At 69.6% G+C, this 13,293-nt stretch carries 12 protein-coding genes; 10 read left to right on the top strand and 2 right to left on the bottom strand.

Going from position 1 to position 13,293, the window contains the following annotated elements; translation table 11 throughout:
• Window positions 1-9: 9 nt before the first annotated feature.
• The 9 genes from RCP38_RS02435 (at window position 10) to menE (ending at window position 8,845) form a co-directional block, all read left to right on the top strand.
• Window positions 10-1,473 carry a wax ester/triacylglycerol synthase family O-acyltransferase gene (locus RCP38_RS02435; RefSeq protein WP_308475382.1) on the top strand — a complete coding sequence of 488 codons (1,464 nt, stop codon included), beginning with the start codon at window positions 10-12 and terminating at the stop codon, window positions 1,471-1,473.
• Between the two features lie 75 nt (window positions 1,474-1,548).
• Window positions 1,549-3,153: a fatty-acid--CoA ligase FadD8 gene (gene fadD8 / locus RCP38_RS02430; protein ID WP_308475381.1), complete on the top strand. Its 1,605-nt coding sequence runs from the start codon at window positions 1,549-1,551 to the stop codon at window positions 3,151-3,153.
• A 39-nt stretch (window positions 3,154-3,192) separates the two neighbouring features.
• Entirely contained in the window at window positions 3,193-4,095 is a 903-nt protein-coding gene (locus RCP38_RS02425; RefSeq protein ID WP_308475380.1) for a 1,4-dihydroxy-2-naphthoyl-CoA synthase, read from the top strand.
• Window positions 4,096-4,223: 128 nt separating this feature from the next.
• Window positions 4,224-5,093 carry an SDR family oxidoreductase gene (locus RCP38_RS02420; protein ID WP_308475379.1) on the top strand — a complete coding sequence of 290 codons (870 nt, stop codon included), beginning with the start codon at window positions 4,224-4,226 and terminating at the stop codon, window positions 5,091-5,093.
• 39 nt (window positions 5,094-5,132) lie between these two features.
• Window positions 5,133-5,525 carry a VOC family protein gene (locus RCP38_RS02415; protein ID WP_308475378.1) on the top strand — a complete coding sequence of 131 codons (393 nt, stop codon included), beginning with the start codon at window positions 5,133-5,135 and terminating at the stop codon, window positions 5,523-5,525.
• A gap of 113 nt (window positions 5,526-5,638) precedes the next feature.
• Window positions 5,639-6,877 (top strand): inorganic phosphate transporter, encoded by a 1,239-nt coding sequence (locus RCP38_RS02410; protein WP_308475377.1) that lies wholly within the window; start codon window positions 5,639-5,641, stop codon window positions 6,875-6,877.
• Entirely contained in the window at window positions 6,874-7,167 is a 294-nt protein-coding gene (locus tag RCP38_RS02405; RefSeq protein ID WP_308475376.1) for a hypothetical protein, read from the top strand. The genes RCP38_RS02410 and RCP38_RS02405 overlap by 4 nt, the downstream gene beginning before the upstream one ends.
• A 236-nt stretch (window positions 7,168-7,403) precedes the next feature.
• On the top strand, window positions 7,404-7,706 hold the full coding sequence (locus tag RCP38_RS02400; RefSeq protein ID WP_308475375.1) for a DUF3349 domain-containing protein: 303 nt from the start codon (window positions 7,404-7,406) through the stop codon (window positions 7,704-7,706).
• 38 nt (window positions 7,707-7,744) lie between these two features.
• Window positions 7,745-8,845, top strand: coding sequence for an o-succinylbenzoate--CoA ligase (menE, locus tag RCP38_RS02395; protein WP_373692492.1), 1,101 nt, complete (start codon window positions 7,745-7,747; stop codon window positions 8,843-8,845).
• On the opposite strand, the gene RCP38_RS02390 is transcribed toward menE, so the two are convergent.
• On the bottom strand, window positions 8,835-10,946 hold the full coding sequence (locus tag RCP38_RS02390; RefSeq protein ID WP_308475374.1) for a hypothetical protein: 2,112 nt from the start codon (window positions 10,944-10,946) through the stop codon (window positions 8,835-8,837). The two genes, menE and RCP38_RS02390, sit on opposite strands and share 11 nt — an antisense overlap.
• A 117-nt stretch (window positions 10,947-11,063) precedes the next feature.
• Here RCP38_RS02390 and RCP38_RS02385 point away from each other — a divergent pair, with 117 nt between their 5' ends.
• The gene (locus RCP38_RS02385; RefSeq protein WP_308475373.1) at window positions 11,064-12,536 is read left to right on the top strand and encodes a DUF7937 domain-containing protein; all 1,473 of its coding nucleotides are present in this window, start codon (window positions 11,064-11,066) and stop codon (window positions 12,534-12,536) included.
• Here RCP38_RS02385 and RCP38_RS02380 read toward each other — a convergent pair.
• Window positions 12,512-13,288, bottom strand: a complete 777-nt coding sequence (locus RCP38_RS02380; protein ID WP_308475372.1) for an S-methyl-5'-thioadenosine phosphorylase — start codon at window positions 13,286-13,288, stop codon at window positions 12,512-12,514. The two genes, RCP38_RS02385 and RCP38_RS02380, sit on opposite strands and share 25 nt — an antisense overlap.
• Between the last annotated feature and the right edge of the window lie 5 nt (window positions 13,289-13,293).

Here is a 13,293-nt window from a genome sequence, read left to right as displayed (position 1 = left end):
GGAGGACCGATGCGCCAACTGTCCAGCGCTGATTGGACGATGGTGTCGCTGGACACCGCGACCGCGCACAACACCATCGGCATCGTCGGCATCTACGACCCGGCCACCCGCGGCGGCAAGCCGGTCGGCTACGAGGAGGCCCTCGAATACGTCCGGGCGCGCCTGCACGTCGCCGAGAGCTTCCGCGAACGGCTGGTGCATGTACCGTTCGGCGCCGATCGGCCCTGGTGGATCCGCGACGGCGACTTCGACCTGGAGTACCACGTCCGGCACATCGCGCTGCCCCGGCCGGGCAGCTGGCGGCAGCTGTGCACCCAGATCGCCCGGATCCACGCCCGGCCGCTGGACCTGACCCGGCCGCCGTGGGAGCTGTACCTGATCGACGGGCTCGACGGCGTCGAGCAACTGCCCGACGGCGCCTTCGCGGTGTTCCTGCGCATCCACCACGCCGCCATCGACGGCGTCGCCGGCGCGGAGATCCTCACCGCGATCCACACCCACGAACCCGACGGGGCACCCCCACCGCCGCCCGAGGGGTACCACTGGGAACCCGACCCCGTCCCGTCCGATCTGGATCTGCTGAGCCGGGCCGCGCAGCACGGCGTCATCCGGCCCTTCGAGGTGCTGGGCCAGGTCGGCAAGGTGGTGCTTCAGGTGCCCACCCTGGTGTCGGACAACCGCGATCCCGACGTCACCTCGCCGGCGTCGCTGCCGAAGGCGACCCGCTTCAACCAGGTGGTGTCGCCGCACCGGGTCTTCGGCACCGCCTACACGACGCTGGACGTGCTCAAGGAGATCCGCACCGCGCTGCCGGAGGCCAAGATCAACGACATCGGCCTGGCGATCGTCGGCGGCGCCATCCGCCGCTACCTGCTGGACAAGGACGAACTGCCCGACGACGCGATGGTGGCGATGATGCCGATCTCGATCCGGCCGACCACCACCCGTGCCAGCGGCCACGCCGGCGCCGAGACCAGCACCGGGACCAGTGGCAACGAGTACTCGGTGGCGCCCATCACGATGGCGACCGACGAAGCCGACCCGCTGGCCCGGCTGGCGCGCATCGTGACGTCGACCGCGCACGTCAAGGAATCCGGCGCCAACCCCGTCCGGTCGCTGATCGCGATGTCCGAGGAGGCCCTCGGCGGGCTGATGGGCACCGTGCAGCGGGCCCTGGTGCGGACCCTGAGCCGGCGGGGACGCACGGTGGCCGCCCACACCCTGGTCAGCAACGTCCCCGGGCCGCTGACGCCGATGTATTTCTGCGGTGCGCAGATGGTCGACACCACCGGCCTGGGCCCGGTGCTCGACGGGATGGGTCTCAACAACGGCATCGGCAGCTACGGCAACCGGGTGACGTTCTGCTTCACCGCCGACCGGACCGCCCTGCCCGACCCCGAGTTCTACGAGCAGTGCCTGCGCGAGGCCGTCGAGGAATTGCTGGACGCGGCCCGGGCCCGCGTCGCCGGGTGACACGGCGTCGTATGGCGCTGCCTGGATTCGGAGGCCAAGGCCACACGGAATTGCAACACGTTCTAGTCTGACGGGATGGACGAGCAACTGGCGCTGCGAAACCCTAGCCACAACGGCCACCTGCTGGTGGGTTCCCTCAAACGGCACAAGAACCGGCCCGTGCTGTTCCTCGGCGACACCACACTGACCGGCGGCCAGATGGCCGAACGGGTCAGCCAGTACGTCCAGGCGTTCGAGGCGCTGGGCGCCGGGGCGGGCGTCACCGCCGGCCTGCTGTCGCTGAACCGCCCCGAGGTGCTGATGATCCTCGGCGCCAACCAGACCCAGGGCTACCGGCGCACCTCCCTGCACCCGCTCGGCTCGCTCGACGACCACGCCTACGTGCTCACCGACGCCGAAGCCAGCGCACTGATCATCGACCCCACCCCGGCGTTCACCGAACGCGCCCTGGGGCTGCTGGAGAAGGTGCCGACGCTCAAGAAGATCCTCACCATCGGCCCGGTGCCCGAGGCGCTGGCCGACGTCGCGGTCGACCTGGCGGCCGAGGCGGCCAAGCACGAGCCCAAGCCGCTGGTCGTCGCCGACCTTCCGCCGAACCACATCAACGGCCTGACCTACACCGGCGGCACCACCGGCAAGCCCAAGGGCGTGATCGGCACGACCGGCAACATCGCGACCATGACGCAGATCCAGCTGGCGGAATGGGAGTGGCCGGACAACCCACGGTTCCTGATGTGCACACCGCTGTCGCACGCCGGCGCGGCGTTCTTCACCCCCACCCTGGTCAAGGGCGGCGAGATGGTGGTGCTGGCCAAGTTCGACCCGGCCGAGGTGCTCCGCGTCATCGAGGAGCAGCGCATCACCGCCACCATGCTGGTGCCGTCGATGCTCTACGCCCTGATGGACCACCCCGATTCCCGAACCCGCGACCTGTCGTCGCTGCAGACCGTCTACTACGGCGCCTCGGCGATCAACCCGGTCCGGCTGGCCGAGGCGATCGAGCGGTTCGGCCCGATCTTCGCCCAGTACTACGGCCAGTCCGAAGCGCCGATGGCGATCACCTACCTGGCCAAGGGCGACCACGACGAGAAGCGGCTCACCTCCTGCGGGCGCCCGTCGCTGTACGCCCGGGTGGCCCTGCTCGGCGAAGACGGCCAGCCCGTCCCGCAGGGCGAACCCGGTGAGATCTGTGTCGCCGGGCCGCTGTTGGCCGGTGGCTACTGGAACCTGCCGGAGGAGACCGCCAAGACCTTCAAAGACGGCTGGATGCACACCGGCGACATGGCCCGCGAGGACGAGGACGGCTTCTACTTCATCGTCGACCGGGTCAAGGACATGATCGTCACCGGCGGCTTCAACGTCTTCCCGCGCGAGGTCGAGGACGTCATCGCCGAGCACCCGTCGATCGCCCAGGTCTGCGTGGTCGGCACCCCCGACGACAAGTGGGGCGAGGCGGTGACCGCGGTGGTGGTGCTGCGTGCCGACGCACCCAGCGACGCCGACGCGGTCGCACAGATGACCGCCGAGATCCAGGCCGCGGTCAAGGAGCGCAAGGGTTCGGTGCAGTCGCCCAAGCAGGTGATCGTGATGGACGCACTGCCGCTGACCGGGCTGGGCAAGCCGGACAAGAAGGCGGTGCGGGCCCGGTTCTGGGAGGGCTCCGACCGCGCTATCGGGTAGTCGGGGGCCGCACGCCGCCGTCCCGGTACGGTCGCAGGCGTGAGCAGCAATCCTTTCGACCCCAGCATCTGGCGCACGGTCGACGGCTTCGCCGACCTGACCGACATCACCTACCACCGGCACGTCACCGATGCGACGGTGCGGGTGGCGTTCAACCGCCCCGAGGTGCGCAACGCGTTCCGGCCGCACACCGTCGACGAGCTGTACCGGGCGCTCGACCACGCCCGGATGTCCCCGGACGTCGGCGTGGTGCTGCTGACCGGCAACGGTCCGGCCCCCAAGGACGGCGGCTGGGCGTTCTGTTCCGGCGGGGACCAGCGCATCCGGGGCCGCAGCGGCTACCAGTACGCCGCCGGGGAGACCGCGGACACCGTCGACGTGGCCCGGGCCGGGCGGCTGCACATCCTGGAGGTGCAGCGACTGATCCGGTTCATGCCCAAGCCGGTGATCTGTCTGGTCAACGGGTGGGCGGCCGGCGGCGGCCACAGTCTGCACGTGGTCTGCGACCTGACCCTGGCCAGCCGCGAGCACGCGAAATTCAAACAGACCGACGCCGACGTCGGCAGCTTCGACGGCGGCTACGGGTCGGCCTATCTGGCGCGGCAGGTGGGGCAGAAGTTCGCCCGGGAGATCTTCTTCCTGGGCCGCACCTACACCGCCGAGCAGATGCACCACATGGGTGCGGTCAACGAGGTCGTCGACCATGCCGAGCTGGAGACCGTCGGGGTGGAATGGGCGGCGGCCATCAACGGCAAATCGCCGCAGGCGCAACGGATGTTGAAGTTCGCGTTCAACCTGCTCGACGACGGGCTGGTGGGCCAGCAGCTGTTCGCCGGCGAGGCCACCCGGCTGGCGTACATGACCGACGAGGCCGTCGAGGGCCGGGATGCGTTCCTGGAGAAGCGTGACCCGGACTGGAGCAGCTACCCGCGGTACTTCTGATCCGCGGCCCGTTCGCCGAGCGCGCACTCAGTGCGAAAAATCCGCTGAAATCTCGCAACAGTTGCACGTTCGGCGAGGCAAAAGGGCTCCAACGGGCGAAGGCTCCGCGCCCAATAGACTGGCGAACCATGAGCAAGAGCCCCCTGCGCCGCCTCACCGAGGCGGTCGTCCTGACCAGCATGCGCCCGCCCGTCGCACCCCAACTGCTGGCGTACCGGCCGCTGGCCAAGCCGGTCGACCTGCGCGGCAAGCGGGTGCTGCTCACCGGCGCCTCGTCGGGCATCGGCGAGGCCGCCGCCGAGCGATTCGCCGCCGAGGGCGCCACCGTGGTCGCGGTGGCGCGCCGCAAGGACCTGCTCGACGAGGTGGTGGCCCGTATCACCGCGGCCGGCGGCGAAGCCCTGGCGATCCCCTGCGACCTGTCCGACCTGGACGCCATCGACGCACTGGCCGCCGACGTCCAGCAACGCCTGGGCGGGGTGGACATCCTGGTCAACAACGCCGGCCGGTCCATCCGCCGACCGCTGGCCGAGTCCCTGGACCGCTGGCACGACGTCGAGCGGACCATGACCCTGAACTACTACTCGCCGTTGCGGCTGATCCGGGCGATCGCCCCGGGCATGCTGGAGCGCGGCGACGGGCACATCATCAACGTCGCCACCTGGGGCGTGATGACCGAGGCCACCCCGCTGTTCGGGGTGTACAACGCCTCCAAGACCGCCCTGTCGTCGATCAGCCGGGTCATCGAGACCGAGTGGTCCGGTAAGGGCGTGCGTGCCACGGCGCTGTACTACCCGCTGGTGGCCACCCCGATGATCGCTCCCACCAAGGCGTTCGAGAACCGTCCGGCACTGAGCGCCGCCGAGGCCGCCGAGTGGATGATCACCGCGGCGCGCAGTCGTCCGGTGCGCATCGCCCCGCGGATCGCGGTCAGCGCCCGGGCCCTCGATGTGGTGGCGCCGGGCTGGGTCACCGCGGTGATGAAGCGCGGTTCCTAACCGAGCCCCACGTGATAGACACGGAGTCATGGAGAGCTCGTGGAGGTTCTAGCCAGCCGTGTCCTGCTCCGCCCCGCCGACTACCAGCGCTCACTGCGGTTCTACCGGGACGAGATCGGGCTGGCCATCGCCCGCGACTACGGCGCCGGGACGGTGTTCTACGCCGGCCAGTCACTGATCGAACTAGCCGCGCACGGTAACCCCGATCACGCTGCGGCGAACTTCTGCGGGGCCCTGTGGCTGCAGGTGCGCGACGTCGCGGCCACCCAGGCCGAATTGCAGGGCCGCGGCGTGCCGATCGCCCGGCCGGCCCGCCGCGAACCGTGGGGGCTGCACGAGATGCACGTCACCGATCCTGACGGGATCACGTTGATCTTCGTAGAGGTTCCTGAAGACCACCCGCTGCGCCGCGATACCCGACGGGATCCCTGAGGTTAACTGCGGGAGAACACTTCGAAACGTCTCGACGTACATCAACGTTTCGCCTGCACAATCGTTAGACAACGGCCTCGGCGAAACCGCAGAATCTATCCCGTGATGTTCCCGTGAGCCTCGAACTGCTCCTCCTGATCATTGTGGTCGTCACGGCTTTGGCCTTCGACTTCACCAATGGATTCCACGACACCGGCAACGCCATGGCGACCTCGATCGCCAGCGGCGCGCTCAAGCCGAAGGCCGCGGTCACGATGTCGGCCTGCCTGAACCTGATCGGCGCCTTCCTGTCGACGGCGGTGGCCGCGACGATCGCCAAGGGCCTGGTGGACGCCAACCTGGTGACCCTTGAGATCGTCTTCGCCGGTCTGGTCGGTGCCATCGTGTGGAACCTGCTGACCTGGCTACTCGGTATCCCGTCCAGTTCCTCGCACGCCCTGATCGGCGGCATCGTGGGGGCGATGATCGCCGCGGTCGGCGGCCACGGGGTGATCTGGAACGGGGTGGTCTCCAAGGTGCTGGTCCCGGCGGTGGTCGCCACCCTGATCGCCACCATCATCGCCTCGGTCGGCACCTGGCTGGTCTACCGCATCACCCGCGGCGTCGACGAGAAGAAGTCCGAGTCGGTGTTCCGGCACGGGCAGATCGGCTCGGCGGCCCTGGTCTCGCTGGCCCACGGCACCAACGACGCGCAGAAGACCATGGGCGTGATCTTCCTGGCGCTGATGTCCTACGGCGCGGTGAGCACGTCGGAGACGATGCCGCCGCTGTGGGTGATCGTCAGCTGTGCGCTGGCCATGGCCGCCGGTACCTACACCGGCGGGTGGCGGATCATCCGCACCCTGGGCAAGGGCCTCGTCGAGATCAAATCGCCGCAGGGCATGGCCGCCGAGTCGGCCGCCGCCTCGGTCATCCTGCTGTCCAGCCACTTCGGTTACTCGCTGTCGACCACCCAGGTCGCCACCGGGTCGGTGCTGGGCAGCGGCGTCGGAAAGCCGGGCGCCCAGGTGCGCTGGGGCGTCGCCGGACGGATGGCGGCCGCCTGGCTGGTGACGCTGCCGATGGCCGGCGGAGTGGGCTCGGGCGCCTACGGCCTGGTGCACGGCATCGGCGGTTACCCGGGCATCACCATCGGAGTGTTGCTGCTGATCCTGTCGATCCTGGCGATCTGGCTGCGGTCGCGCCGGGCGCGCATCGACCACAACAACGTCAACGCCGAATGGGAGGGCAGCCTCACCGGCGGCCTCTCCGCCCCGGGCGTGCAGCCCGAGGAGTCCGGACGCGAAGTGGAGAACACCCTCCGCACGGCCATCGACGCCGACCCCAACTCACGTGAGGCGATCCGCTCATGAGCCAGTGGTTCAACTTCGACGCCACCCTGAAAATCCTGGTGTTCGGGCTGCTGGTCGGCGGTATGTTGCCGGCACTGTTCGCGTTCGGCGTGCGAGTCAATGTGGCGGCCAACGACGTCCCCGCGTCCGCCGGTGACGCCACGGCGGCGCGTCGGCCCCTGCTGCTCACGCTGAGCTGGGCGATCTTCCTGCTGGTGCTGACCGTGGCGATCATCGGCGTGCTGTTCATCGCCCGCGATTTCCTCGGACATCATCTGGGTCTGTACCTGCTCGGAGCCAAGCACTCCTAACCCGTTTCGGCCATGTCGCCATGCGACTTCCACAGCCCGCGCAGTGATTTCGGAGCCGTGTCCGTTGACCAGAGTCGTGATCAACGGCCACGGCTTCTCCGTTTGTCTTCGCCCGCGCCGCACCGGCACGGCACGTCATCGAAGCGGACGACGAGAGGCGTCGAATCGTGATTGCCCGTAATATTGCGGCTGACCTGTTGGTTCCGGTGTTGACGACGCGGAGAAGTTGACACAGTATGAACAAATTTCTCACCTCGATCGTTGCCTGGCTGCGCGCCGGGTACCCCGACGGTGTGCCGCAGAACGACTACATCCCCCTGTTGGCGCTGCTGTCCCGGCGCTTGACCAACGACGAAGTCAAAGATGTCGCACGCGAATTGATCGGGCGTGGCGAATTCGACCGCATCGACATCGGCGTGATGATCGCCCGGCTGACCAATGAACTGCCCGCCCCCGAGGACGTCGCGCGGGTACGAGAGCGCTTGGCGGCCAAGGGTTGGCTGCTCGACGACGCCCCCACCAACGGAGGAAGCCCATAGCACGCCTGCGCGCGTTGGCCGTGCCGACCGGGGATGCACTGCCCACGCTGTTGCCCGCCCTGCAGGGCGTGCTCGACGGCGACGACGACGCATTCACCCCGGTGGGGTCCGACACCGCTCCCGCGACCCTGGCCGCGTTGCGCGTCGAGGAATCCATCGACGACGACATTGCCCTGGTGGTGACGACGTCGGGGACCACCGCGACTCCCAAGGGCGCGTTGTTGACCGGAGCCGCACTGACCGCCAGCGCTAGCGCCACCCATGAGCGGTTGGGCGGGCCGGGCCGTTGGCTGTTGGCGCTGCCGGCGCACCATATCGCCGGAATCCAGGTCCTGGTAAGAAGTCTGGTCGCCGGCCAGACTCCGGTACAGCTCGACGTCACCGCAGGTTTCGACGTCTCGGCATTGCCCGCCGCGGTGGCGGCACTGGGATCCGGGCGGCGCTATACCGCACTGGTCGCCACCCAGTTGGCCAAGGCGCTAAATGCGCCGGCGGCCGCCGCGGCGCTGGCGGAACTGGACGCGGTGCTGCTGGGCGGCGGTCCGGCACCGCAACCGATTCTGGCTGCGGCCGCCGCCAACGGCATCCACGTGGTGCGCACCTACGGCATGAGCGAGACCGCCGGCGGTTGCGTCTATGACGGGTTGCCGCTGCCGGGAGTCGGGGTGCGCATCGGCGCCGACGGGCGGATCGCGCTCGGCGGCCCGACGCTGGCACGCGGGTACCGCAATCCCGTGATTCCCGATCCCTTCGCCGAAGCGGGCTGGTTTCAGACCGATGATGTTGGCACCCTTGATGATGCGGGTGTGTTGGCCGTGCTCGGCCGGGTCGACGACGCGATCAGCACCGGTGGACTGACCGTGCTGCCCGGGCCGGTGGAGGCCGCGCTGGCGACTCACCCCACGGTGGCCGACTGCGCGGTGTTCGGCGTTGCCGACGATCGGCTGGGGCAGCGGGTGGTTGCGGCGGTGGTCGCGGCCGGGGCGACGACGCCGACGCTGGAGGCGTTGCGCGCCCATGTCGTCGCCGCCTTGGATGCCACTGCAGCGCCCCGCGAGTTGCACGTTGTAGCCGAACTACCCCGGCGCGGGATCGGCAAGCTGGACCGAAAGGCGTTGGTGCGCAGGTTCACGCGCTGATGATGGTCAGCGCATCGGGTGGCTCAATCGCCGCCACCGGACGAACCGCCCGAACCGCCGCCTGAACTTCCACCAGAACTTCCGCCGGAGCTACCGCCTGAACTTCCGCCCGAGCTACCACCGGAGCTGCCACCCGAGCTACCACCTGAACTTCCGCCCGAGCTGCTCCCCCCGCCGGCGGAGCCACCGCTGGAACTCCCACCGCCGCTACTGCTGGAACCACCCGACGAACCCGAGGAACCGGAGCCCGAACTTCCGCCGCTGCTGGAGCCACTCGATGAACCGGCAGATCCACCGCTCGAGCTCCCGCTCCCGCTCCCGCTGCTGGAGCCACCCGACGAACCGGAGGTACCGGAGCCCGAACTCCCACTGCTGGAGCCACCACTCGAGCCGCTGCTGCTACCACTGCCACCGCTTGAGCTGCTGCCACTGCTGCCACCGGACGATCCCGAGCCGGTGGAACCGGACCCGCCCGAGGTATCGCCCGATCCGCCGCTGCCCGAACCTGATTCGCCCGAGCCGCCCGAACCGCTGCCGCCGCTGCCGCCCGCGCCGGAGCCCGACCCACTCGAGTTCCCGCCGGACTGCCCACCTCCGGAACCGGTCGAGCCGCCATCGGTTCCGGTGGTTCCTCCCCCGGGTCCCCCGGCGCTACCGTCGTCACCGGTACCGCTGCCGGATCCGGAGCCGGAACCGCTGGAATCGCTTCCCCCGGAAGAACTGTCACCGGAATCCTGTCCGCCGGAAGGGCTGCCACCGGTATCACTACCACCGGACTTGCCACCACCGGCGTCACCGCCGCCCGACCCGCCGGCACCGGCGTCGTCGGAACCGGAGTGATCGCCACCGGAACCCGAACCGTCGCTGTTCGATCCGCTCCCGGAGCCACTGCCGGTCGAACCCTTTCCACCGGATCCGGCATCGCTACCGGCGTCGCGTCCGCTCCCGGATTCGGAGCCGCCGCTGGTCTCCCCGCGCCCACCGGAGGGATTGCTGCCGGTATGCCCGCCACCGCCCGAGCCGATTCCCCTCCGCCACTGTCGCTTCCGGCGCCGGGTCGCCAGCCGCCACCACCGCCGAGGCCGGGGAAGATCGGCAGCGGGATGGGGATCGGAATCATCGCCGGCGGTTCCGGCGCGGGGGGCGGCGCGACCGGCGGCGGAGCCACCACCACCGGTGGCGCCGGACTGACCGGTGCTACAACAGGGTCCGGGGCCGACGGAATCGGGATCGGCGCGGGCTTCGGCACCGGTTTCGGTGCCGGCAGTACCGGGATGAAGTTTCCGGGTACCGGCTGAGCCGGCAGGTCCTCGACCACCACCGGCGGCTGCGACTGGGTGACCGCGGCGGTCGGGCGGATACCCACCGTCACCGCCACCGCGAGCGCGGCACACCCGGCCACCAGAATCCCGCCGACCGAGCTGCCGATCAGCAACGCCCGCCCGATCGGCGGCGGAGCCTCCAGCTCGTCGTACTCGCCCGCACCGCCGTCACCGTATTCGGCGTCGTAGGGGTCATAGGCGTCGTCGGCGTCGTAGCTCGGATAGTCCGGGTGGTCGCCGTAGTCCTCATAGCTGTCGGCGTACTCCACCGGCAGTAGTTCGGAGTCGTCGTCGGTCATCGAGTACGCCAACTGCGGTTCGGGCTGCCCGGTCTCAACGGCCGGCGTCAGTTCGGTCGCCGAACCGTCCGGCACAGCGGAATCCGACAGCGCCGGCGCCGCCGTCGTGGCATCGATCACCGGATCCGGTATCCAGGCGGCGGTCTGGCCGTCGGAATCCGCGGAGTTTCGCGCCAACGCCACCGCCGATCGCGCCGTGGGGTGCTCGGAGACGTTCTCGATGCCGGCGTCGGCCAGTGCCTGCCGCAGCTGTGTCAGCAAGACCGGGTCCGGCCAGCACAGCCGGGTGGCTGCCAGCCGGTGGCCCTGTTCCGCCAGGGCACGCTGGGTGCCGGTCACCGTCTCGGCCAGCAATTCGACCGGGTTCTGCGTCAGATCCAGCAGTGACTCGTCGAGTACCGCGTCACCGTAGGCATCCGATTCGACCAGCGCCAGGCGGGCGAGGGCGCCGGTCACCGACACCCCGAGCGCGACATCCATTGCGCAACTCCTTCCGCGGCCAGTCGATTAGCCAGTCTAGCCGCCCTTTCCGACATCGGGGTGGACAGATTTCCGCAGATCAGTGGCCTGCACCCCGCCCGCGGTTATGGTGAGCAGGTGATCGGCGAGTCGACCAAGAGCTGGAATATCGGCCGCGATGCGACCGCGGCGGTATTGCTGTGTGCGGCGCCGGCTCTGCCGTGGAGTCTGCACCTCGGTGTGGGCATCCCCGACAGCTCACCCGCTCTGTTGGCCGCGGTGGCCGCGGTGACGGTGCTCGCGCTCGGGGCGCTGGCGGCGACGTATGTCGGACCGTGGGGAATCCTGCGGCCCGGCGGCGATCCGGCCGTCGCCGACCGGCTGCGACTGCTGTTGAGCGTGCCGTATCTGGTGGCGGTACTCGGGGTGGTGGCCGCCGACGTGGTGCAGACCGTCCGTTACGGCGGCACCCCCCGACCGCCCGGCGGCGTGGGACCCGGCGCGTGGGTGGGTGTCGCCGGCGCGCTGCTTGCCGCCCAGCCGGTGCTCGCGGGACCGGTTCGGCTGTGGCAGCGCACGATTCGGGTACTCGGCTATGCCGCGATCATCGGCGCCACCGCGAGTGTGCTGTTCAATCTGTACTGGCGGGTGAGCTACGCCCTGCCGGATGCGCAGTCCCCGGACGGCTTCGGCGGGCAGCACCTCGCGATCATCGTGGCCTCCGTGGTCTACGGGGCGGTGCCATGGGTCGCCGTGTTGGTCGGCACACGCTGGATTCTGCAGCGCGACAGGGCCGCTCAGCTGGCCGTGGTCCTGCTCGGTGGCACCACCCTGGCCGCCGGGACGCTGATCTGGCTGCTGCCGGTGGGCCGGGTCGTCGACGGGTTCCACGGCATCGCCCAGAACACCTCCACCGCGGGGGTCGGCTTCGAGGGCTACCTGGTGTGGGTGGCCGCCGCGGCACTGTTCGCGGTGGCGGCGGCGCGCGACGCCTCGGCGGCGACCTGGCTGGCGGCCACCCGGAACACGTTGCTGCTCATCGCGATCTGGGCGCTGGGCTCGGCAGTCATGCGGATCACCGATCTGGGCGTCGCCGCCGGTTTGGAGCTGCCCTATTCGCCCTACGACGTCGCGGCCATGACCGCGTTCGACGTGGTGACCGCGGTGATCGCACTGTGGCTGCGGATCAACCTGGGCAACCGCGCACTGCCCACGGCCGCCATCTGGTCGGTGAGCGCGGCCCTGCTCGGTTTCACCATCGCCCGGGTCGTGGTGGGCGCCGGACTCGCGCCCCGACTCCCGGACGCCCAGCGGCTCGCGGCGGCGTCGAACCCGGTGTACGGCAACGGACTCGCCCAGCAGATCACCAGCACGTTCGATGTGGTGCTGTGCGGTCTCGCCCTGTGCGGCACCGTGATCGCGATCGTCGCCGGACGCCATGCGGTACCGGCCGGTGACCGGCCCCGGCCGGGAAAGCGCGGCACGCCCCGGATCATCCGACCGCGGGCCTCCGCGCCCGAATCACCGGTCGACGGCCCGAAGATCTATCGCGGCTCCGAGACACCGACCGGCGGCGGCGAACCGATTCAGGGCAGCTCGAACGGCAACTGAATGCCCTCGTGCGGCAGGCAGTGCCTGCAGGTGCGCTCTTCGTCGACCTGCTCGATGGCCTGCTGCACCAGCTTCTTGAACGGTTCGATGTTCTTCTGGAACTCTTCGAACACGTCGACGACCTTCACGCCACTGCCGACGTCCACCCCGGCATCCAGGTCGGTGACCAGAGCTATTGCCGCGTAACACATTTCCAGTTCCCGCGCGAGCACCGACTCGGGATAGCCGGTCATGTTGACCAGCCGGAATCCCGCGGCGGCGAACCATTGGCTTTCGGCGCGGGTGGAGAACCGCGGTCCCTGAATGACCACCATGGTCGCCCCGTCGACGACGTCGGGCAGCGTGGTCACCGCGGTCCGCAGCGTCGGGCAGTACGGGTCGGCGAACTCCACGTGCACCCCGCCGTCGTCGAAGTAGGTGTCGACGCGTCCGCGGGTGCGGTCGACCAGCTGATCGGGCACCACCACCGAGCCCGGCGGCAGGTCGGGCGTCAGGCTGCCGACCGCGCAGGGCGCGAGTATCCGGCGCACGCCCAGCGACCGCAGCGCCCACATGTTGGCCCGGTAGGGCACGGTGTGCGCCGAGTACTCGTGCGCTGCGCCGTGCCGCGGCAGAAACGCGACTTCGTGGCCGCCGACGGTGCCGACGGTGATCTCGGCGCTCGGCGCTCCGTAGGGGGTATCACAACTGACGCGGCGCGCGTCGTCACCGAAGAACGAGTAGAAACCGCTACCGCCGATCACGCCCAGCAAGTTGT

Origin of the sequence: Mycolicibacter sp. MU0083 (assembly GCF_963378075.1) — a bacterium.
Lineage (GTDB): Bacteria > Actinomycetota > Actinomycetes > Mycobacteriales > Mycobacteriaceae > Mycobacterium > Mycobacterium kokjensenii.
Note: the sequence above shows the minus strand (reverse complement) of the source record. Positions and strands in the feature narration are given on the sequence as shown.